Here is a 24,151-nt window from a genome sequence, read left to right on the forward strand (position 1 = left end):
AACCGACAAGATTATCAGGAGGAAAGATGGTCAATCTGGTGGTAGTTTCTCATAGCGCGCTGCTGGCTCAGGGTGTGGCCGAACTGGCTCAGCAGATGGCACAAGGGGGCTGCCAGTTGGCGGTAGCCGCCGGTGTAGACGACCTGGATCATCCTATCGGCACGGATGCTATTAAAGTGATGGAAGCCATTGAGTCGGTTTATTCCCCATCAGGCGTACTGGTGTTGATGGATTTAGGCAGCGCTTTGCTTAGCGCCGAAACTGCGCTGGAGTTGCTGGATCCAGAAATGGCGCAAAACGTACAACTCAGTGCCGCGCCGCTGGTCGAAGGGACTCTGGCGGCGGTGGTGGCGGCATCCTCGGGGGCGTCACTGGCTGAGGTCAGTGCTGAGGCGATGGGGGCCATGGCGGCTAAAGCAGCTCAGCTAGGGGTTAGCACTGCAACCCCAGCACCCCATGATGCTGAGGCCGCTAAAGTTGCGCCAGATGCACAGAGTGTCAGTTGGGTGGTGCGCAACCCTAACGGGCTGCATGTCCGGCCAGCGGCCAAATTGGTTGAAGTTTTGGCACCTTTTGCGGCCGATTTAATGCTGGAAAAAAATGGTCAGTGCGTCAATCCACGCAGCTTGAATCAGTTAGCGATTCTACAAGTACGTAAGGGCGATACTATTCGCCTGCTAGCCAGTGGCGCGCAAGCTGGTGAGGCGTTGGATGCCTTTATGCAACTGGCTCATCAGCATTTTGGCGAATCAGTCACAACCACCAGTGACAGTGGATTTACTGGCGTAATGGTGCCACGCGGAGCTATTAGTGCTCCGGTATTACAGTGGTTGCCTGCGGTCCCGGTTTTTTTACCGCAAACCATTCACGCCGAGCAAATTGCAAGTCAGCAACAGCGGCTACATCAGGCTCTGGCGCAAACTATGGCTGATTTACAGCAATTGGCACAGCAGGCAGAACAGCAAATTAGCGCTGAGGCGGCGGCTATTTTCAATGCACATGCAATGCTGATCGATGATGAAGAGCTACATCTGGCGATGGATAAACGGATAGAGCAGCAGCTGGTTGGAGCCGAATCCGCATTACAAGATGAGCTGATGGCTATGGTGGCGGATTATCAGGCACTGGATGATGATTACTTGCGTGTCCGGGAGCTGGATATTCGCGATATTCTTAATCGCACATTAGGCCATTTGACGGGGTTGCCTCCTGTCCCGCTGTCAGTCAGCAGTGAGATTTTATTATTAGCTGAGGAATTATTCCCTTCACAGATGGTTGGACTGAATCCTCAGCAAGTAAAAGGCATCTGTTTAAGCAAAGGGCATATTATGTCTCACAGTGCCATTTTGGCGAAAGAGTTGGATATTCCGATGCTAGTGGGGGCTGTTGGTTGTCTTGAGGCCAGCCGTAATGGGCAAAAAGCGCTATTAGATACCGCAATCGGTATTCTTAAACTTCAGTGAAACTCATGGAAATAGCAGCCTAACGCAGGGCTGCTATTTGCGGAACTAAATAACCCAGTGGCGTCAAAATTTGGTTTTTCCAGTTATATTGTTCTTTGATTAATGTGGCGCTGGCTTGCCTGATCTTATCTATTTCAAATGGGGTTAACTGGCACACTTGATGTATGACCTGCGCTAAATTAGCGGCATCCCCCGGATTATGCCGGAATCCATTAATACCATGCTCAACTTGCTCACTGAAACCACCTGAGTCGGCAACAACTAATAGTGCTCCCTGCTTTCTAGCCAACCAGCGTGACTCCATAGGAATCAATCCATTCGGCTCATTCTCAGCTGAAAGAACACATACCCGCGTATTACGCCATTGAATCAGGCATGCCATCAGTTCGCTATCAAACGAATGTACGATTGAGGATGGTATGTCGAGCAGGTCAGCTAATGCCGATAATTCCGGTAAAATAGGTTCACTCATAATGACGGGATGGATTTCGCCATTCAGATAACTGCTAGCCTTAAGTAATAAGTCATGGCGTTTATAGCGCACTCCTCTTCCGAGCGTGACGGCCAGAGGATATTCCAGTGGTATTCCATGAGATGACAATGTGCGACTGATCTCGTGATCACTGCGTATTCGGAACCAAGGATCATTGATATCGATTCCCGCAGGAACCGGTATCAATGTTTGTGGGGCCGCTCCGTATTGTGCCACTAAATGGTTGGCGAGAAAGTGGCTGATATGACCAATTTTAATAGTCGAATCAATCTTAGCCCAGTGGATGGGTAATGATTCCGCCATAAGACGTTCTGGATTAGGTAATGGCATTTCATGATTAAATGCAGTGCCATGAGAAATATAGACAATCTTTAAATTAACCCCTTCAAGAGCGGCGTGTAAGCTAGCAATTAAAGGGGTGAACGCGAATGACGGTTCATGACAGAATACTAAGGTAATATCATAGTTATCACTGATATCAATGACCTTTGCGGCCGCTGCAGCAGAGGATATTTTCCAATTTTGTAAGTCGCCAAGAAAAGTATCACCATATGGCCATAAATATCCCGCTCCTTTACCCAGAGTCATGTTTGGCACAGTGGAAAAGGTTCCCCGCATATGATGAATTTTATCTATATAACGAGCACGGCTGATCTTATCGAAGAATTCACTGTATTTACTGCATGCAATTTCAATAAAGTGGGGTTCTAATTGAATGTTGTTATTAGATAAAAATTTAATCACTTCGGGTAAAACCTGAATTTGGCCTCTTATATAAGAGCCCACGCCACCGACAAAAATTTGAATGCCTTCGGTGGCTAAATGAATAATACCAATTTTTAGGCTGTTCCTACGGTGGTACTTAACTTTACGTCTTGGCATAAAAACCTCGGTATTAACCAGAAAGTAAAATGATTATTGACTCAGATTATTACCTGTCATTTCTTAGAGATCTTATAGTTATTGATGAATAAGTAGTCTAAACCACAATTCAAAAATAAATGAATTGCATCAGCGGGTGTTTCCACTATTGGCATTCCTTTCGTATTCAACGACGTATTCAGTAATATCGGTATGCTGGTTTTCTCAAAGAAAGCAGTAATTAATGTATGGAATCTCTTATTGAGGTGTTGTTTAACGGTTTGAACCCGAGCACTGCCATCGACATGAACAATTGAAGGAAGGTCAGCCCGGTATTGTTCTTTTACATAAGCAATAAAGAGCATGTAATCACTGTCATGAGTTAGATTGAAATAGTCATGTGCTTCTTCATGTAAAACCGCGGGTGCAAATGGGCGAAAATCTTCCCGGAACTTAACATTAGTATTAATGTGATCTTTCATCTGGGGGTTACGAGGGTCAGCAAGAATGCTTCTATTGCCTAAAGCTCGTGGCCCAAATTCAGATTCTCCCTGAAACCAGGCAATAACGTGACCTGCCGCAATGGATTCTGCTGCCATGGTTTCAATATCATCATGATGGCTGTACTCAATCTTATCCTCATGCTTTTCAAGTTCTGTTAGTACGCTGATATCATTATAATTTTTACCAAAGAATGTGGAGCCACAATGTCGAACCCGTTCTTTTTTAAGAACTTCCAGCCAGCCATAATAACAACAGCCGATAGAAAGCCCATTGTCGCCTGCCGCAGGCTGAATATAGAGGTGCTCAAACTCGCAACTATTAATGAGTTTCTCGTTAGCTGTTGCATTTAAGGCTACACCGCCCGCGTAAGCAAAATTCTTCATAGGATGAAGTTGGTAGTAATAGTTAAATAGATAGAATAGGGCTTCCTCAAGCTTGGTTTGTGCCCAGCAAGCCAGATCTGCATAGTATTGGAAGTTATCGCGAAAATGTGTCGGACGGCTATTCAGTAGTGGATCGATATTTATCCACCAGTCATTACGCAATATCACTTTACCTGAATTGAAATAGAATGGTTGCCAGTCAATAATATTAGGCCTGCCATAGGGCGCTAGCCCCATTAATTTACCGGCGCAATCAAGCTCACCAAAAATATACAGCGCAATTCCTTCATAAAATTCGCCAATAGAGTTTTCTATTTCCCATGTTGCTGCGGGGTATTCTTTCCTATTTTTACGGTTAACCCAGCGGGAAAAATCTTTAAATATCGGTGTCATCCGGCCATTTTGATAAACGTAATAACTGCATGTCTCCCAGTAGCGATAGCGATTATTGATGTGGATATTGTTGGAGCCATGGATGTTCTCACTCAGGTCATTGCAGTTATCCAAGCTGCCGCCATGCCCATCAATAACTACCACCCCCATATCATCAAAGGGTGATGTTCCTATTGCACTATAGGCATGTGCTAAATGATGGGAGAGTGTTACCACAGGAATCATGGGTGGCAATGTTCTATTCTTTCGATACTCTAATTGCTCACTAAATAATGGGCTATGCGAGTTTTGCTCGACGACCAGAGTGAGATCATTGTACTTAATACCTGCCGCATCTAAACAATACTGAATAGTCGTATGATCATTAAATCCATCATGCTTTATTCTTGATATTCTTTCTTTTTCTACAGCGAATATAATCTCTCCATCTTTCATTAAACACGTTGAACCATCATGAGAGAGTGCTGTGCCAAGAATATAAATAGGTTTTTGCATAATTAATATCCTTATTAATTTAGACTAAACTCAATTGAGTAGGTATGCGAGTCGGCGTGACAGCGCGAGTGTTGTTAGTGATGGATTAGCCGCGCCTGGCCGTGGGAAGGTACTCGGACCAACAGCAAATAGATTACTTATATGAGTAAACTCTTGGTTTTCGTCTAATATCTCACCCAGCGGCAGAGTACTGCTTTCGTGGTTTTCAGTACCAAGAGGACTTATCCATGTGATCGGTACATTATAATTGACTATCCTTGATGAAGATCGAAACTGATTATGTACATCTCCCATGGTGCGGGCATGTGCAGTAAATTTAGTTTCAAAGGGCAAAGGTTCAAAAAGAATGTTGGTATCATTACAAATTTCGCACCAAAATATATTTAACTCATCTTTTTCTTTTTGTATTAATGTGTCTTCGGCATTACCTAAATCGCAAGAGATAGATAATGGCATGGTTTTATTGTCGACTTCTGTGCTGATACAGCCATGAGCCGAAGGGATTTGTTCCCCCATGGTCCATACTTCTAATTCAATACCAAAATCTGATGTGCTAATAGTAAAAAATAAATTAAATCGCTCACCACAAAGGCTGGGGCTAAAGAAGATAGCATCGGGTTTCGCTTCAATGAGCTCTCTAAACTTACTGGGGATTTTATCTCGCTCAAAAGTTACATTAAATCCCTGCACAATATGGTCAACCAGGCCGGTTAATTTTTTTGCTATCAAATGCCCAGTATCGTGGAGTACTTGAGTGGCTAAACGTGAGTTTTCAATAGTACCTAGGGCAAGAACGCATTTATCAGCCCACACATGATATATCTCATTAGTGCCCATATTTTTAAGTTTGGCACCAACGCATTTGCCATTCCTGATAATAAGCGCGATAGCTTCATATCCAGAAATGATGAGAGGGGGCATCCTCATTTGATTATTCTGTTTCCAGTAAGATAAAGGGGAGTAGGCTTCCCAGCGGCCCGATGAACCAATCATTCTGGTGACTTGAGGTGTAAGCTTAAATTCGAAATTAGCAAATTTAAAAGAATAGTCAGTTTCATGGCTCTTTCCTGCCCATGCCAACATTTCAGCCTGCACTCGAGTATAAAGTGCCGGGCCTCCCAACCAACTTTCGGTGAGATCACGGACAACGTTGGTGGGCCAGTATTTAAGAATGCTTGTTTCTATTGGCAGGATCACTCCATGCCAATAAAGTGAGCGGCCACCCACCCTGCGGCGTAGGCAGGTTCCTTTCGAAAAATGAGGCTCACTTAGTGAACGCCATGAGCGATAGGCATATTGATCGGTACTTTCATTTTTCCAAAATTCATCGGCGTGCAGGTAATCTTCTCCTGCATTAATATGATTGAAATCGTTAGCAGGACCGGCTTCAATAACAACAATATCTTCAACGTCTCTATTATTTAAATGCTTAGCTAACTCCAAACCTGACATTCCGCCCCCTAATATAAGAACATTAATTTTGGCGGGGATATCGGGTGCTGTTTTTTGTATACAAGAATATCTGATATTCATTCTATATCCTCTAATGGAAAATATTTAATTTAAAAAGATATTATTTAAAATTTTAATCATATCATCCGTGTTGCAGTCGATGTGTAAACTCCTCCCAGGGTTCCTGAGGAAATTTAGATTGAACAAGTCGTTTATTGCTGGCTAATCGGATTTTTATCTCTGCTTCTCCTGATGCATGCATTCGTATCCATTCAAATAGCTGCTGGGCCGCTTCTGTAGGACAATCTGGAACCACTTTTATATGGTAATATTCTGATCCATAAAACTCGGTGAAAGCGGAATACTCTGTTACTGCACACGGAACTCCTGCAATAGCCGCCAGAGCTGGCCCTAAACCGACACTTTCCACATTTTCTACATTTGGGGTAAATAAAACTGCACCTGATAATGTATGGCAGATAATGAGCAAATCAATTTCATCTAAATACCATTTATTATTTTTATTCTTATATGTCTGAAGTGGGACTTCATCCAAAAATATGATGTCCTCATTAAGGCCCAGTAAGTCAACCTGTTCTTTTAGATAATAGGCATATTCGGGATCTTCATTCACATTACCAAATATAAGTAGTTTGGGGAGGGCTAAGTTATGCTCTTTATAAATAATTAATAACGAATTAAATACACTAATTGATATCTCGATACCTTTGACTCTAAATATCCTGACCGGAACTATAATAATAGATGAATTTGTAGAGATATTATGTTGCTTTAAAAAATTAATATGAATGTTACTAAAATTTGAAACATCTACATCAGGTAATATATTCGGGATCACATCTGCCGTCAGTTTTGTTGGATAATTCTTGCTTTCATTGGCGAGTGCCTCTGACGCGACTATCCATTTAGTGTAGATATTATCCTGTGGTATTGGTGTTAAAATATTTGGGATTTCAGGGTACAATCTTTCCGCTTGTTCATAGATAGCATAGCTACTAAAGAGGTCGTGATCCCAGAAAATGACACCACCATAGCCTTTTCCATCCCAGTATTTTCTGGCTGCATTATGGATGGCCAAATTGACCGGCACAGCATCCGAGAGTGTCATGTTTAAACAGAACAGCCAATCAATGGCATTGTCTTCAAGCCAGTGAGTGAAATAATTTTGGTAGCACTCAGAAATTGAATCGATCTCTTTTTTAATCACGTTGATTTCTATTTTACTTAAGGTGTCATATTTTGCTACTTTACTTCTGATATTAATAAATTGGGCATTGAAATTTTCACTGTATGTTGAGTATTGGTGAATTGAATTTACTTTCATCCATGTTGGATAATGTGAATCTTGGCTACCATAAGGGAAAAAATTGACTTTATCTGGTCGCCATGAAAAGCCTAAATCTGTCGGTATCTGATCAAAGATAATATTTTTTCTCATGGCTATTTCAACCACGTTTCTGAATATGGTTAGTAGGCCACTGGTAGGGAGACCATCTCCTGATATAAGAGCCCACTTCATTTTCTTCATTATATATCTCCTAAGGTCCATTATTTAATTTAATCAATTTTGATGATAATATATTTGTCAGCATTAGCATTACTAGGCAACTGATAAATATGGCTAAAAATGAAATTCTTAAAGATGTTTTATCTGCTAGCATACCTATTAATGGCGGTGCGACTAGCAGGCCAACTCGTGACATCCAAGTGGCGAAGGTGATCCCACTGGTTGCATTTATATTTGGTAGTTGGCCAATAAATGATATTGCTAACGGAAATACTACCGATATCCCTAAGCCAATTAACGAAAATCCCAGTATGGTAGAAACAAATGAGTTGATAGCTATGATTAACATTACACCTAGAGCTGATAATGTAATCCCACATTTTAGAATGGTTATTCTGCCAAATCTATTAGTAAAATAATCACCAAAAATACGGCCAACAACCATTAATATTTGACATGCAAGATACGGTAAACCTGAAACGGCAGATGAAACATCATATGAGTCCTTCATGTATATTGCTCCCCAGATACTTGCTGTTTCTTCTATTGCACATGTAAATACAAGTATAATCAAAGCGAGAGTAAATAGTTGTTTTTCTAGTCTTTTTATATCTTGCTGTGTATTTCTCTGTGGAATAAATTTATTATCTATCTTTGTACTGCGGAAATATATTATATAAATAATAAGCATGATTAAATTAATAGATAATACAGCAAGACTAAATTTTTCCATTGAAAGACCAAAACCAATAGCGGATACCGCGATGAGCCCTCCCCATATAGTTCCAATACTGCCTGCACCATGGAGGCGATTGATCAAACTTCGCCCATATAGCTTTTGTATATTGATGGCCTGTACATTGATGCAGGTATCACCCCAGGAGTCAAAAATACCGAATAGAAAAAGTAATAATACAATGGCATACCATGATGACGAAAATGAAACTATTGATGTGCTAATAATTAAGCATAGAAAACTAATGCTAGTCGCCCAATATAATCCGATAAAATTAATAAATCTTTTAGAAAGTAATCCAAAAGTAATTGATCCAGCAGGTATTGCTGATACCATTACGCCAACCATATAATTATTAAGATTAAATTTTTCCTTTATGTCTGGAATCCATGGAACCAAACTAGCATATACAACCCCATGAATAAAAAAGAGTATTGCTAAAGTAAGGCTTTTTTTTCTTTGTGTTTTTATCGTCATTATGATTTTTTTTCGTTATTTTTATAGTTAGGATATAAAGTTGAAATCGAAACCTAATATATTTCTATAGCCTATGCCTAAAGATATATTTTTTAATTTTATTGGGGTCACCTTATGCCATATAGTTGAGTGCTTATCTATATGAAATAATCCCTCGCCGCGCTCTAAAGTATGTGATTTAATGATTTCTTTTTTTTCAACACAATAGAGTTCGCTGGTGCCGCCTTCAATATTGTATTTATCAATAACTAATGCGGACACAATATAGTTGCTCCCATCTTGATGCAGACCTTCGGGTGAGTTACACACTGAAGGTATTGAGCTATCAATAATTAAAGACATTTGATGGCAAGTCACTTCTATTTTTTTTAGTTTTACCTGAGGTTCGCATTCACAAAGCATTTCTATACATTTTTTAATAAGAATTCTCAGCAGAATTGACTGGGTTGTTGTCTTGTCCATCGGTGGAAATCTACGTATTAATTTCCGCAAATCTAACGGATGGTCTTCACGTTGAGCAAAATCTGTTAGTTCTGGGAGGGTAACATGATTGACTTCCCATTGTTTGTTGACGTATTCAACCATAAATTGGCTAATACCTCTTTTTCTAAAGGGTTTATAGGCGTGAAATTTCCGCTGATCTTCTATGGACAAGCTTGATATTAATTCTTGAATGCTATTGGGGACTATTCTCCCGTCAAGAAAACATTGAGCCTCTTGTAAAATTACTTTTTTATCATTGATATATTTAGTTATCAAGAATCTCAACTGAGACAGTTTTATGTCATTTTTATCCCATCCTAATGATTTAAATGATATCTCTTTTTTTAATTCAATTATATTTACGCCAAATTCATTTATATTAAATTGAATTATTTTATATTTAATACCCATGATTAAAATATCCTATTTTACTAAGAGTTATTGATTTTTTATATTGATATAAATAAAACATACAAATTTAATTATATTAAAACGCTCAATTTCTGAGTTATGTTTTAATCTTTTTTTAATTTCTTTATTTTTATATATCAAAGATTGTCCTGCGGCAAGTTTTATAAAAACACATTTATATGTATATTTTTCAAATTATATTTAACGAATTTGTTTTTATTTACTGTTTTGTATGAGTCTATTTTTCTTATTATTTTTATAAATAATTTATTCAGGTAACTCTTTTTCGTTACTTCTTTATTCTACAGTGTGAGATTTTTTTCATTTAAAGTGGAATGAATAAAATCTCATATGATCGGGTCTGGAGATAATGTTAGAAATGTGATCTGCATAAGTGGAATGGCGTTTCATTTTGTGTATTGTGTATTTTCACTACTAAAGTCATCCTTCAATTAATCAATAATAACGTAAGGTGAGTTTAATCTGGCGAGTATTAGTCACTAAGGAATATGAGATGCCAATTAATTTTCTGGGTAAAACACTATTGTTAGGGTTAATGTCATTTGCTGTATTGGGTGAGGTAAGTGCACAGTACAATGCTGTGGTTTCTATGGCCCCTCAGGGAAATGAGTTTTCCTCGATTAATGCAGCGTTGCAGTCAGCTCCAGTGGATACCTCTCCTTTTGTTATTTTCCTTAAAAATGGCGTTTATACCGAAAGGCTTGAGATAGTGCGGGCGAATGTTACGTTGAAGGGAGAAAGCCGGGATAGCACGGTGATTGGTGCTGATACTGCCGCGGGTATGCTTAATCCACAAGGTGAAAAATGGGGGACTTCAGGCAGCAGCACGGTATTCGTGAATGCACCAAACTTTACCGCTGAAGATCTCACCATTCGTAATGATTTTGATTTTCCAGCCAATAAGAAAAAAGCCGATACCGACCCGACAAAATTAAAAGATACCCAAGCCGTGGCACTATTATTGGCTGAAAAAAGTGATAAAGCACGTTTCAAGAAAGTGAAACTTGAGGGCTATCAGGATACGCTTTATAGCAAAACAGGTAGCCGAAGCTATTTCACTGATTGTGAAATCAGTGGTCATGTTGATTTTATTTTTGGCTCTGGTGTCACCGTATTTGATAATTACGATATTGTGGCCCGCGATCGCAGTGATATTGAGCCACCTTATGGCTATATCACGGCTCCCAGCACATTAAAAACGTCGCCCTATGGTTTGATATTTATGAATAGCCGTTTGACGAAAGAACCTGGCGTCCCAGCCAAAAGTTTTGCTTTGGGCCGTCCATGGCATCCAACCACCACCTTCGATGATGGTCGTTATGCCGATCCGGCGGCTATTGGTCAGGCTGTATTTATAAATACGACGATGGATGACCATATTTATGGTTGGGATAAAATGTCCGGTAAAGATAAGCAAGGTGAGAAAATTTGGTTCTATCCGCAAGATTCGCGCTTCTTTGAGGCAAACAGTCGGGGTGCAGGGGCTGAAATCAATGCAGAGCGCCGCCAGCTATCAACCGAACAGCTAAAAGCTTTTACTTTGCCTATGATTTTCCCTGACTGGATTGTTTATTAAGGATAAATGCTGATTAAGGATCAATGTTTATTAAGGGCAAGTAATTATTGAGTCTAAACAGGCAGTGATTCGCCACCTTTAAACTGATGGATATCCAGCCGGTGGAGTTTCACTTTTCGCCATAATGTGGTGCGGCCTATACCTAATAAGGCCGCCATTTCATTCAACTGGCCTTGGCATACCAGTGCCGCGCGAATAATAGCCTGCCGTTCTAATTCTTGTAGTGATAGAACTGGTTGGGGTTGCGGCATATCGGGCTCCAGCAGTAATTTCTCCCCCAATAAATGTTCCGGTAGATCATTGAGATTAATACGATTATTACGGCACGCCATGGCGGCGCGCTCTACCACACTTTTCAGTTCCTGATCATTGCCCGGCCAAGGGTATTGGCATAACTGGCGGATGACACTTTCATCTGGCTGATACTGGCAGTGGAAATGTTGCCCCAAGCTGGCCAATGTATGCTGAACCAGCAGTGGGATATCTTGTTGGCGCTGGCGCAGTGGGGGAATATGCAGCTCGAAAGATTGCAGGGTATAGAACAGTTGGCGGCGAAAACGCCCCTGTTTCACCAGCAGTGGCAGGTCTGCACCGGTGGCGGTAATAATCCGCACATCCACCGGGATCACCCGATTAGAGTTCACCCGCATCACCATACCGGTTTTGACGATTTGCAGTAGCGCCGACTGCATCTCTGGCGACAGGTATTCAACTTGCTCCAGATAGAGCGTACCGCCATTAGCCAACTCAAATTTGCTGGGTTGGCCGGATTCCCCCTCGCTGGCGTCGCTACCCAGAAACTCTCGCGCCATGAGATTTTGCGGTAATGCTTGGCAATTCAACACGATATATGGGCCATCGGCGCGGGTACTGGCATTATGAATGGCTTGCCCTAATTGCTGCTTACCGACGCCTTCTTCCCCGTGTAATAAAATGGGGTGTCGGCCTTTTGCCGCCTGTTTGCCATAACGCACCAGACGGCGCATCTCCAGAGATGCCACGGGCATATCGTCAAAAGTATAACTGGCTCGCCCTAATTGGTTGTGAACCATTTGGCGCAGTAATTCTTGTGGATGCAGCAATGCAATAAAACCACAGCGATCGCCATCAGGAATCGGCTTAAGGGTTAATAGCGCGGGGATAAATTGCTGTTGATTTTCAAAGGTCACTTCCACATGGCTGAGGGAATTACGCTGCAAAATAGCCTGGGTCAGTAAAGCGGGCAGGGTGAGCAAATCCGTGACTGGCTTGCCAAGGCTACTGGTTTCATCGAGTTGCAAAATAGCCGCAGCACGACGATTAAGATACAACAGACAGCCACGTTGATCCCACGCCATGACACCATCTTCCACCCCATCAAGCAGGGCATTTAACTCATTGAGATGGCGGTTAGTTTCCGCCAATAAGGTATCGGCATGGAGATAATTGCCAATTTCACGGGCAATCGCCAGTGTTAGTGGCAAATCACTGGCGGCGTTATCGGCCAGTAAACTACCCAAGACAATGACCGCGCGCTGGCGGCCACTGTTGTCATACACCGGAGTGGCGCAAAAACGCCATGGATGCAGAGCTTGCTTGAAATGCTGCTTGCCGCTGACTTGTACCGGATGCCCTTCAGCGATTGCCAGAGCCGGGGCATTAGTCCCAATTAATCCCTCGGTCCAATAGCTGCCACAATCAATGCCTAACTCTCGTAACTGGCCCATGGTTTGCGGATGGCCGCATTGCCACAAGGTGCAGCCGCTTTCATCGAGAATTAATAGCACGCAGTGGCGTGATTCCATGTATTCGTAAGCATCTTCCAATGCCGCCTGGCCTAACACCAATAAGTCATTCTTTCGCTGACAAATTGATTGGAACGTTGCTCCGGCGGCGCGGTGTGGCACCCGCCATTGCTGAGCTTGCATCAGCTTTTGGCAGCGCAGCCATGAACCAATCAGCGCGGGTGTCGCGGCCGGCTCAGTGTGACTCATTGAGCGCCTTAGATCCCGGATGACGCCAATGAATCTGGCCCGGCAGAATCAGCTGATTTTGCGCCAGCGGCGTTTCGGCAATTAGTGCGGTGATCATCTCAAAACTATGGCGCGCCAGCCCTTGGCAATCCTGCGCAATGGTGTCAATTTTTAGCGGCAAGCAATCAAAAAGATAGTGATCATCAAAGCTGCAAAGATGAATATCGCTATCCATTAACTGATGCTGATTGAGATAGCGCAGCACCCCTTCGAGCAAGCCACAAGCCGCAGTAAATACCGCTTTGGGCGGGCGACCTAATTGTGCGCACAGTTGGGCAATCATTTCATAGCCCGAGCTGGGCAGGTAATGCCCATTAAGCAGCCATTCCGGGCGGTATTCGACTCCAGCTTGCTGTAACCCTTGCTGAAAACCGGCTAAACGATCGCGGGTTGGCGAGATACGTGGCTGACCGCCGAGGAAGTAAAATTCATCTGGATGTTGGCGGGCGACATTTTCAACCAGTGCGGCGGTCGAGGTCACGGAATCAGTAATCACCAGCGGCAAATCTGACTCGCCAATTAATCTGTCCATCTGCACCACCGGCAGACGAGCATTAATTTTTTGGTATTCACCATCATTGAGCTGGCTGGAGGCCACGATCAAGCCATCAACCTGGCGCTGCACCAGACTGTTGACGGCCATCATTTCCTGACCGGGATTTTCATCGGTACAGGCGATAAGCAGCTGTAACCCTGCTTCGCGGCATAACATTTCCAACTCACGAGAAATCAGTGCAAAACCGTGGTTGGTCATCTCCGGCACCACTAGCCCTATGGTATGGCTGCGGGTTGAGCGCAGTGAGCGGGCGTGAAAACTGGGTTGATAGTTATGTTCGCTGGCCAAGGCAATAATACGATCCCGCGTTTCATCCGAAACACGATATTCCTTGCTGCGTCCATTGAGCACCAGACTGGTGGTCGACTTCGACACACCCGCCATCTTGGCGATATCGTTGATGGTAATACGTTTGTTATTTTTCACCGGTTATTGTTTTTCACTGAGTGAATCTGTCGCCTTGAAAGATAACTCATTCTAACATGGGCGAAGACAACAGCCAGTGTTGCAGGCACAGTTCGGCACTTCCATTGAAGATTGCCTGCGCTGGCTCTGCCGGGAAGTAGCTCGAGGTCATGACGGCTTCCCCTTGATTAATAAAAATTTCTATACTGCAACGGTCGCAAAGCAACTGTAATTGATGCAGTTGACCCCGCCAGTAACGGAACTCCCGCAACCCGGTGCGCAGGTTATTGCGACTCAATGTTATGCGCGCGCCATCCCATTCCAGCATCAGTTTATGACCCAATTCGAGAGTAAAAGGCACACTGACGTCGATGATCATTTCAGCGCTGCTGATGGGAAAATGCGGCGCGTCTTGAGCTCGACCTTGCCACTGGCGCTGTTCGCGGCGTAGTGCGGTTAACTCGCGGGCGGGTTGCTGAATCAGTCGGTCTCCCTGCAAGCTCAATTCACGCGGGCAGGTCATGGTGTGGATCCAGCCATAGGCGACAGTTGGCTGATACAGCTCATCTTCATCGGGAATTCCCATCCAGCCAAATAGCAGCCGACGGCCATCAGCGGCTGCTGTAGTTTGTGGCGCATAGAATTCAAAACCGGCATCCAGCTCATGGAAATCCTGATGGCTGAAGCTCGCGTCGGTATAATCCAATTGACCGAGCAAATAGCCAGCTTGGAAAGTATTACGATAACGTTCGGTTTCAGCAGGGATACCCTGTGGGCAGAAAATTAAAATATCCTGCTCGGCTAACCTAAATAAGTCCGGGCACTCCCACATATAACCAAAAGGCCCAAGCCCGCCGAGGTTCGAGCCAGCAATCTCACCTAAATTCTGCCATTGGTGCAAATCATCTGAACGTAACAGCAGAACTTTGCCTTGCAGTTGTAGGTCTTGCGCCCCTAGCACCATGTACCACTGGCCATGGTGCTGCCAGACTTTTGGGTCACGTACATGGCCGGTATAGCCCGCCGGCAGTGGGAGTACTGGCCCCAGTTTATCGAACTCCCCTCGGTCATTCTCCTGCGCCAGACATTGGAAAGCGGTGCGCGAACCATCAGGATATTTCACATTGCCAGTATAAATCAGGGTGATAAGGTCATCAGCAATGACGGCAGAACCCGAGTAACAGCCATGACTTTCGTAGGCCTCACTGGGCACCAAGGCCACCGGTTGATGTTCCCAATGAACCAGATCAGTGCTGCGCCAGTGGCCCCAATATTTACTGCCGTGGCGGCAATCCAGCGGATTCCATTGATAGAACAGATGATAATAGCCAGCATGGTAAATAAACCCATTGGGATCATTCAGCAACCCGACACAGGGGGCCAGATGCCAGCCCGGCCGGTGTGGGTCTTGCGATGCGCGGATCTGACCGCGCATCACTGCCAGCGTAAGATGTTTGAGTAAACTGGCTTCTTGCATTATTCGCTGTCCGTTTTGTATTTAAGGAGCAAAGAAATAACAAAGGCGGCACCAAAGGCAATCACCAAACCAATCAGATAGTTAACAATGGAGTTACCTTGCACAATGGCAATGCCCGGAATACCGGTTAAGCCGACAGCCGTCATATTGACATGATTAGCTACCACCCATGCGCCACCTAATGCTCCGCCTGCCAGTGCAGCTAAAAACGGCTTAATAAAGCGCAGGTTAATCCCGAAAATGGCGGCTTCGGTAATCCCTAGCATGGCGGAAAATGCTGATGGAATGGCAATCGCCTTAATCTTGGCATCACGGGTTTTAAAGTAGACCGCCAGACAAGCCCCACCTTGGGCAACGTTCGCCATCGACCAGATAGGCAGCAGGAAGTTAACGCCAATATTCGGGTTACCCAGCAAACCCGCTTCGATAGCATGGAAACTATGATGGATACCGGTTATCACGATTACTGAATAAAGCCCGCCAAACAGCAACCCAGCCAACCAACCGGCATGCGTAATTAATGTGCTGAGTACCAGCGAAATCCCATCCCCCAGCACTCGCCCGGCAGGGCCGATAAACAGCAAGGCGACGAAACCGGTAATAATCACGGTGAGGAATGGCGTAAGGATCAAATCCAGCGCATCCGGGATCACTTTGCGCAGGCGTTTTTCCAGCATGCTCATAAACCACACGGCCAGCAGCACCGGGAATACCGTGCCCTGATAGCCAATCATCGCCACCTCCATACCAAAGAAATTCATGGTATGGAATCCGCCCGCAACCCCCCAGGCATTGGTGAGTGCCGGGTGGGTTAAAATACCGCCTAAGGTTGCCCCCAGATAGGGGTTGCCACCAAACTCTTTCGCCGCAGTGAAACCAATCAAAATAGGCAGAATGATAAAGGCGGCGGAGCTGAACATATCCAGCATGATGAACAGTGCGCTGTTGGCATCAGCCCAGCCATAGGTTTTCACCATACCGAGCAGGCCCATTAACAGGCCAGAGGCGACAATCGCTGGAATGATGGGCACAAAAATATTGGATAGCAGGCGAGCAATACGTTGGAACGGGTTCAACTTGCGGGCGGCGGCATCGGCGGCTTCAGATTTACTGGATTCGTTAACGCCCGCGACTTTGATAAATTCGGCATAAACTTTATTCACCAGCCCGGTGCCGAAAATAATCTGTAACTGCCCGGCATTACTAAAACAGCCTTTAACCCCCTCGAGCTTTTCTACGGCGGATTTCTGTACCAAAGTGTCATCAGCCAACACCAAACGCAGGCGGGTAGCGCAATGTGCCGCACTCACAATATTTTCTTTGCCGCCAAGCAATGGGAGCAGAGCCTTTGCGGTCTCATTAATATTCATTATATCCCTCGCATATCCATTCCGAATGTTGTGCCGCGGCTTATCAATGCTAGCAGCGTATCGTCATGGATGGTCATAAAATAGGTTCCCGCCGCCGCAGCCAATCCCCTGCACGGCGGGGGATTATCAGAACCAGGTTTCCATCTGGATACCAAAGTTCCATTGACCACCGGCAGCAAAATCATTCTTACCGAAGGCATCATCCTTGGCGTAGTTATCCAGGTCTTGGCTCCAATCCATATAGGTGGCAAAGACGCGTATTTCTGGGCGGCTAAAGAAATTACTGATATCACCGGCCTTGAAGGTCGGGGCGAAGGTCAGTTTATAGAAGCCGCCACTGACTTTGTGGTAATCCTTATAACCTTGTGGGTCCAGATTCATATACTGGTAACTGCCCTCATAAGCCAGAGCAAAGTTCTCAGTAATTTCTTGAATCAGACGGGCATTAAATGTCACCCATTTATAGCTATCGCCCTCGACATAGCGATCTTGACTTTGCTGAGCCAAAATGGCCGGAGCCAGGCTCCAAGTCTTGCTCAGCGCCGTGGTGCCGTAGGACGCCAAGCGCCAAGTATTGGCACCGCTGGTCAAATTGCCATCAGAGCCAATGGATTTCACCTCGGCACCTAAGCCATGGCCATAGAGCAATGCGGTTTTCGAGGTACCCTCGCGCAAGCCATAGAAACTGTCACCGTGATAGGCCAGCATGGTGTGAACGCCTTTATCCGCGGCATTCGTATTGACGGTTTCGCCGCTATTGAGGCGTGCTTCATTATCTTTGGCGCGCAGGCCGCTCAACATCCATTGGAATGAGCCGCTGTTATTGATGGCAATATAGTTATTGGCGGTGAAAATGTAGCTCTGAATATCACTATTAACATTTTCGATTTCGCCATAATTTCGGCCATATAACGAGAAGTTACTCTTCAGATTATCGGTCCACTTGATGTCATAAATACCGCCACCGGTCCCGGCAAGGAAGACCACGTCGGAATCAAGCCAATGAATATCAAAGTTATCGCGGTCAAAACGCTTACCGGCCCACAAGGTACTGTTTTTGAAGATGCCATTGAAGGTCGGTAAGGTGCCCAACTCGACAAATGCCTGGCGGACATTAAGGTCACTACTGTCGGCGGTCCAGTCGTTATAGCTACGTTGACCATCGGCCAACATCACTTTGTAGCGAGTGGTCGCGCCGTTATCTAGCTGCTGTTTTTTCTCAAGATTAACTTCAACATAGGTATCAGGTTCATTGCCTAGGCGGCCAATGGCACCACCAGTGCTGCCAGCAGGTGAAACATAGGGACCACCTTGTGTGCCGGTGCCGGAACTGTTCATCAACAAACCGGAGCGAGCATAACCGTGGAACTCAAAGCCATTGTCACTCTGTGTTTTGCTTTCTAACTTCTCGGTGCGTTTAGCGACCTGAACCGTTTTTTCTTCGGCTGCAAGTGTGCGAGTTTCTAGTTTTTGTGCTTGTTTTTCTGCGATTTCGGCACGTGTCTCTGCATTTTTGGCGCGAAGTTCAGCTTGTTGTAGTCGCTGTTCTAAAGCATTAAGGCGGGCTTCGATATCCCTATCCGAAGAAGAAGCTGCTGAGGTGGTGGTCGCTGCACAAGAAAGGATAAGTCCTATTGATACAGCAAGATAGCTTGGTTTTATCATCATTTTTATATCACTCGGTATGTGATTGATTGTATTTATGCTAAACAGCTAAACCGGTTTTTCATGGCTAACATAAAGGCGAACCTTGGGGATTAGCAAAACATTTTGCTAACCCGATTCAGCTATTGTGATCTGGGCTGCAAATCGAGGGATATGACGTGAGAAATAAGGCGATGAAAGGGGGATAGAGCGCATCAGAAATCGTACGTAGGGGGAAAACCGGATGCTTACGCGGGCATCCGGTGGCTCTTTAAAAGGTTAGTGATGGTGCTGTAGAAACTGTGCCAGTTCCTGCGCATTCGGTAAGGCGGTCATAGCACCTTTGGCGCTGGTGGCTAAAGCACCACAAGCTTGCGCTTGGTCGATAGCGGCTGTCAGATCTGTACCAAGGTACCAATCTGGCTTTTGTGCCAGTGCTGCCAGTAACCCGGCAACAAAGGCATCTCCTGCTCCGGTGGTGTCTATTGGTGTGATTTTCCGGCTTGGATACTTTTGTAAACCGCGGCGGTTATGCACCCAAACTCCCTCCGCCCCCAATGTCACTAGCAGTAATTTGCAGGAGTAGTCAGCCATCAGCTGCTCCATGGCGGTAGCGATATCTTGCTGTGGGTAGATAAAATGCAGCTCTTCCAATGACAGTTTCACCACATCAGCCAACTGCAATGCCTGTTGTAAGCAGGGCAGTAATTCTTGCGGCTGTCGCCAGATATCGGCCCGAATATTAGGATCAAAACTGACCCAGCCACCATCAGTTTTAATACGGCGCATGGCTTCAAATGCGGTACTGCGGCTGGGTTCCTGACTTAGAGCGATGGAGCACAAATGCAGCCATTGATTCGGTTTAAATTCAGGTAAGTCAGCAGGTTGCAGGAACAGATCGGCGCTGGGGGTCACCATAAAAGTGAAGGTACGCTCGCCATGCTCATCTAAATCTACCACTACCGTCGAGGTGTGGTGCTCTGGATCCAGTTTCATTGCGCGCGTATCAACATTTTCCTGCTGCAATACCTGCTGCATAAAGCGGCCAAAGCTGTCTTGCCCAACTCGACCAATAAACGCACTTTTACTCCCCAATCTGGCGATACCGACAGCAACATTGGCCGGTGCCCCACCGGGGCACTTAAGGTAACTATTTGAATTTTCAGGGACTAGATCAATAGCTGCATCGCCTAAAACCCAAATGGTATTTTCCATGATAAACCTCTATTTTCTTCAATTCTATTTGTAGCTAAAAGTAGAAGAATCGGTTTAGCAAAGCAACAAAATAATCTGTAATAGAGAAAAACAGCCAATAACGCTATTAAAAAGAATTTATCGCCACACCGCAGACAATGATTCAAGTTCTGAAACGATATGGATTATCATTCAACCCGCCCTATTTCAAAATGCAGGGTTGTTGGTGGACGTCATTAAGCCAACTTATTGAGTTATCTCAACTCATGGGTTCACTCAGTTGCTATCTACCCGCAACTCGAAATCTATTGGGTAAAGCATTTAATTTTTCAAAGGACATTTCATGCTCGGTCATACTGTCAGCCGGTTTTTACTATCAGTCGTTATGTTTTTCACGATAACGGCCTCATTTTCTGTTTTAGCCGCGCCCATTGTGGTGACCGATGTTGCAGGTCGACAGGTGACATTAGCTCAACCCGCCTCGCGAGTGATCCTGGCGGATGCCAGGGCATTGATGGCGCTGAATATTCTGCACCCTCAAACCCCCTTAAAAGGCATTATTGCCTGGGATAATTCACTGAAAGTGAAAGCCGCTGACTTGGTCGAGGCTTATGCCAAAAAATTCCCCGAAGTGAATGACATTCCGATGTTTGATAACCCTTACGTGACTGATTTCAGTGTCGAAAGGGCCGTCTCATTGCAACCCGATCTCATCATTTTTGATACCGGACTGCTGGCAAAACTTAAAGCCAGTGGTGTATTGGCGCAGTTGGATAAATCTGCGATCCCGGTGCTGTTCATTGATTTTCGTCAGCAGCCATTGACCAATACAGTTCCCAGTATGCAGCTGCTTGGCAAAGTGTTTGGTGAGGAAAAGAATGCTGAGGATTTCGTGCAATTCTACCAGCAACGTCTTGATTTGATTCGCCAACGGGTCGCAACCCTTAAGCCAGAACAGCGGCCAAGTGTTTTCATTGAGCGCCATGCGGGTATGACGGGCGAAGAGTGTTGCTCTACTTTCGGTAAAGGCAGTTTTGGCCAATTTATTGCTGAAGCGGGGGGGAATAATATCGGTAGCGAGTTGTTCCCAGAAATGGGCGGTGAGATTAACGTCGAGCAACTGATTGCCAGCAACCCAGATTTCTATCTGATGACCGGGGCTGACTGGAGCCGTGGTCACAAAGGTTCGGTCGCTGTGCCTCTGGGCTATAACACCGATGCCGCAACAACACAGAAAAGATTGGCGCATTTGATGGGGCGCACTGGGGTCAGTGTATTGAAATCAGTGCAGGATAAGAAAGTCATGGCGGTTTATCACCAGTTCTATGACAGCCCACTCAATGTGGTTGCCGTGGAGGCAATCGCTAAATTCCTCCATCCACAACTGTTCGCTGATCTGGACCCACAGGCGGATTTGGAAATGATTCACCAGAAATATACCGCGATTGATTACTCCGGTGTATTTTGGGTGGCCTCTCATCCTTAAGGGCAAGTTTAACCATTTTCATATCTGTGACGGTCCGCAATCTATAACCATTTAATTTTTAATGGTTATTACTTTTGGTCGTCATCTTAGGATGGCGACAAATAATCTTCCTATCGGCGACAAAATTGATTTACTTGGTAAGAGTAATCATTAAGATTAGCGTTTCCAAAAAAAACAATTAGACACAGTTCCTTTCGCAATAGGCTCAAAATGTTAACGTTTGCCCGTCTGTCCCTGCTGGCCGCCTCTGTCGCGCTGGCATTACCTGTTTTTGCCGCAGAGAAGTCCTCCCAACCAGTGACTGCTCAACCCTCTGAATCCCAAACAGATAAAAACGACCAGCTATCAGTAGTTGGTAACTGGCTGGATAATACTGATAACAGCACGGTTGTTCTGAATCACCCGGGAGCCCGTACTATCGTTACCCAGCAACGCATTCACGAAAAGGGGGCTCAAACGGTTGGCGATTCATTACGTGGTATTCCCGGAGTACAGGTGCGCGAAAGCAATGGTACTGGTGGCAGCGACATTTCACTCAATGTTGGAGTGCGTGGGTTGACCTCTCGTTTGTCGCCTCGCTCGACCATTTTGATGGATGGCATCCCACTGGCGGTCGCTCCTTATGGCCAGCCGCAGCTCTCTATGGCCCCATTGTCGATTGGTAATTTACAGTCGATTGATGTGATTCGCGGTGGCGGCGCAGTGCGCTATGGGCCGCAAAATGTGGGCGGGATCATCAACTTTAATACCAAAGCTATTCCGCAAGATTTCAGTGGTGCGGTGAGTGCACAGACGCAGGGTGCCAATCACGGTGGGTTAAAAACGCTGAGCAGCGCCTCATTAGGCGGTACCGCAGATAATGGCTTTGGCGCGGCATTGCTCTATTCTGGCCTGCATGGTCAGGGGTATCGTGATAATAACGACAATACTGATATCGATGACTTTATGCTGAAAACGCGTTATCAGTTAACTGAACATGACGTGTTGCAGGCAAACTTCCACTATTACGAAGCGCATGCTGGCATGCCGGGCGGGCTGACCAGCGCGCAATATGCCGAGAATCCTTTCCAGTCTACCCGACCTTATGATCAGTTTGATGGCCGTCGCCGTGATATGTCATTCAAATATACTCATCAGGAAGATGATAAACAGTTTGAATTGCTGACCTATTTCACCAAAAGTTTCCGTGGCAGTAATATTGAATCTGAAGGCACAGGGGCCAGCCTTGGTCAGAAACGGATGGTGGCTTACCCACGTAATTACACCACCTATGCGATTGAACCGAGTTATTCACAGTTATTCAGAATGGGCAGCAGTTCCCATGAGGTGACTCTGGGTTATCGCTACCTAAATGAAACCATGGATGAGAAAGCCTACCGCTCCCCTTGGTATAACCCGGCCACCGTAACGTCAACACCCGCCACACCACAATATTATCAGCACACTTCGGGCGGCACTGAAGCCCATGCAGTGTATATCGATGATGCTATCAATATCTCCGACTGGACGATCACACCGGGTCTGCGCTATGAGAATATCCGCACCAATGTGGATGACTCTTTTGCTAATACCCGACGAGAAAAGCAATACAGCGAGCCGCTACCATCACTTAACGTGATGTACCATGTGTCTGATGAATGGAAATTGTTCGCCAATGCCAACACTTCATTCGGCAGCATGCAGTATTTCCAGCTCAGTAAAGGCGGAAATGGTAATGCACCCGCTCCGGGGCTGACGGCAGAAAAAGCCCATAGTTATGAAATTGGTACCCGCTTCGATGACACGGTCATGACCGGTGAATTGACTCTGTTCTACATCGATTTTGATAATCAGCTGCAATACATCAGCAATGATATCGGCTGGACAAATCTGGGGGCGACTTCTCACGAAGGCGTGGAGCTGGCATTTAGCTATGATTTGAGCGAATTTAATCCGCTACTGAATGGGGTTAGTGTTTACTCCAGCTACACCTACACCAAAGCAACCACCAAAAGCGGTGATTTCGCCGGTAAAGATTTGCCGTTCTATTCACGCGAGGTCTATACCCTAGGCACTCGTTATGAAACCGGTAACTGGGTTTGGAATCTGGATAGCTATGCACAATCTCAGCAGCAATCCCCTGGGTCTGGCCCACAATATATTACGGCCGAAAGTGCTGATGGTCAGTTTGGCCGAATTCCCGGATATATGGTGTGGAATACCCGTGCTGAATATAATTTCGGACCAGCTTGGTCTAATTTGACGGTGGGTGCAGGGGTGAAAAACCTGTTTGATCAGCGCTATTTTACACGCTCCAATGATAATAACTCCGGCAAGTATGTTGGCGAGCCAAGAACCTTCTTTGTCCAAGGGTCGGTTGCTTTCTGATAGTAGCGCCGTCAGCGGTTGTTGATAGATTCGCTGACGGTAAGCCCGGTGGGTTAAACATCTGCTGGGCTTATGTATTTTTCTCGTGCTACCACCGTATCCCCCTTCCTGTCTGAATTGTCTCTTTTAATATAAATGAGAATCATTATTCTGATTTACATAATATGAATATTATTCACGCCATGAATTGGTGCATAACGCTGCATTATCTGGCCGCTAGGTGGGAATTTAAATGGGAATAATAGAGCATATTATGATTTAAGAACTAATAATGTTCTGATCTACGGGCGTAGAATGACTGGCTTAAGTAGAATGATTAACTTAAATAGATGCTATCTACCAACAGATTAACCAGCGATTTATT

General features: G+C 45.1%; 16 protein-coding genes. 4 read left to right on the forward strand and 12 right to left on the reverse strand.

Annotated features, from left to right (window positions below; translation table 11 throughout):
- The first annotated feature begins 26 nt into the window (after positions 1-26).
- Positions 27-1,463, forward strand: coding sequence for a dihydroxyacetone kinase phosphoryl donor subunit DhaM (gene dhaM, locus N0H69_RS02945; RefSeq protein WP_050150400.1), 1,437 nt, complete (start codon positions 27-29; stop codon positions 1,461-1,463).
- Between the two features lie 19 nt (positions 1,464-1,482).
- Here dhaM and N0H69_RS02950 read toward each other — a convergent pair whose 3' ends face one another.
- The 6 genes from N0H69_RS02950 to N0H69_RS02975 all read right to left on the reverse strand — a co-directional run bounded on the left by N0H69_RS02950 (position 1,483) and on the right by N0H69_RS02975 (position 9,679).
- Positions 1,483-2,838: a glycosyltransferase family 4 protein gene (locus N0H69_RS02950; protein ID WP_050150398.1), complete on the reverse strand. Its 1,356-nt coding sequence runs from the start codon at positions 2,836-2,838 to the stop codon at positions 1,483-1,485.
- 56 nt (positions 2,839-2,894) lie between these two features.
- A complete protein-coding gene (locus tag N0H69_RS02955; RefSeq protein WP_050150396.1) occupies positions 2,895-4,592 on the reverse strand; it encodes a carbamoyltransferase family protein in 1,698 nt (565 codons plus the stop codon).
- A gap of 30 nt (positions 4,593-4,622) precedes the next feature.
- The gene (locus N0H69_RS02960) at positions 4,623-6,125 is read right to left on the reverse strand and encodes a GMC oxidoreductase (RefSeq protein WP_050150394.1); all 1,503 of its coding nucleotides are present in this window, start codon (positions 6,123-6,125) and stop codon (positions 4,623-4,625) included.
- Between the two features lie 61 nt (positions 6,126-6,186).
- The gene (locus N0H69_RS02965; RefSeq protein ID WP_050150392.1) at positions 6,187-7,593 is read right to left on the reverse strand and encodes a glycosyltransferase family protein; all 1,407 of its coding nucleotides are present in this window, start codon (positions 7,591-7,593) and stop codon (positions 6,187-6,189) included.
- Between the two features lie 10 nt (positions 7,594-7,603).
- Positions 7,604-8,785: an MFS transporter gene (locus N0H69_RS02970; protein WP_050109543.1), complete on the reverse strand. Its 1,182-nt coding sequence runs from the start codon at positions 8,783-8,785 to the stop codon at positions 7,604-7,606.
- A 27-nt stretch (positions 8,786-8,812) separates the two neighbouring features.
- Complete coding sequence (locus N0H69_RS02975) at positions 8,813-9,679, reverse strand: 2OG-Fe dioxygenase family protein (protein WP_050109542.1); 867 nt, start codon at positions 9,677-9,679, stop codon at positions 8,813-8,815.
- A gap of 514 nt (positions 9,680-10,193) precedes the next feature.
- On the opposite strand from N0H69_RS02975, the gene N0H69_RS02980 reads away from it, so the two are divergent.
- Positions 10,194-11,276, forward strand: a complete 1,083-nt coding sequence (locus N0H69_RS02980) for a pectinesterase family protein (protein WP_151420035.1) — start codon at positions 10,194-10,196, stop codon at positions 11,274-11,276.
- A 53-nt stretch (positions 11,277-11,329) separates the two neighbouring features.
- Here N0H69_RS02980 and dhaR read toward each other — a convergent pair whose 3' ends face one another.
- From dhaR to cscK, 6 genes are all read right to left on the reverse strand, one after another.
- The gene (gene dhaR, locus N0H69_RS02985; protein ID WP_050109540.1) at positions 11,330-13,249 is read right to left on the reverse strand and encodes a dihydroxyacetone kinase operon transcriptional regulator DhaR; all 1,920 of its coding nucleotides are present in this window, start codon (positions 13,247-13,249) and stop codon (positions 11,330-11,332) included.
- Entirely contained in the window at positions 13,236-14,270 is a 1,035-nt protein-coding gene (locus N0H69_RS02990; protein WP_050109539.1) for a LacI family DNA-binding transcriptional regulator, read from the reverse strand. The genes dhaR and N0H69_RS02990 overlap by 14 nt, the downstream gene beginning before the upstream one ends.
- A gap of 46 nt (positions 14,271-14,316) precedes the next feature.
- A complete protein-coding gene (locus N0H69_RS02995; protein WP_050150390.1) occupies positions 14,317-15,726 on the reverse strand; it encodes a glycoside hydrolase family 32 protein in 1,410 nt (469 codons plus the stop codon).
- Positions 15,726-17,096 (reverse strand): sucrose-specific PTS transporter subunit IIBC, encoded by a 1,371-nt coding sequence (locus N0H69_RS03000; protein ID WP_050109537.1) that lies wholly within the window; start codon positions 17,094-17,096, stop codon positions 15,726-15,728. Before N0H69_RS03000 ends, N0H69_RS02995 begins: the two co-directional genes overlap by 1 nt.
- Before the next feature lie 126 nt (positions 17,097-17,222).
- A complete protein-coding gene (locus tag N0H69_RS03005; protein WP_072077404.1) occupies positions 17,223-18,764 on the reverse strand; it encodes a carbohydrate porin in 1,542 nt (513 codons plus the stop codon).
- Between the two features lie 255 nt (positions 18,765-19,019).
- Positions 19,020-19,955 (reverse strand): fructokinase, encoded by a 936-nt coding sequence (cscK, locus tag N0H69_RS03010; RefSeq protein ID WP_050150387.1) that lies wholly within the window; start codon positions 19,953-19,955, stop codon positions 19,020-19,022.
- A 322-nt stretch (positions 19,956-20,277) separates the two neighbouring features.
- Here cscK and N0H69_RS03015 point away from each other — a divergent pair, with 322 nt between their 5' ends.
- Both N0H69_RS03015 and N0H69_RS03020 read left to right on the forward strand, forming a co-directional pair.
- Positions 20,278-21,420: an ABC transporter substrate-binding protein gene (locus N0H69_RS03015; protein ID WP_050109535.1), complete on the forward strand. Its 1,143-nt coding sequence runs from the start codon at positions 20,278-20,280 to the stop codon at positions 21,418-21,420.
- 210 nt (positions 21,421-21,630) lie between these two features.
- Positions 21,631-23,787: a TonB-dependent receptor family protein gene (locus N0H69_RS03020; RefSeq protein WP_050121639.1), complete on the forward strand. Its 2,157-nt coding sequence runs from the start codon at positions 21,631-21,633 to the stop codon at positions 23,785-23,787.
- Positions 23,788-24,151: the final 364 nt, after the last annotated feature.

The organism is Yersinia alsatica, assembly GCF_025133195.1.
Lineage (GTDB): Bacteria > Pseudomonadota > Gammaproteobacteria > Enterobacterales > Enterobacteriaceae > Yersinia > Yersinia alsatica.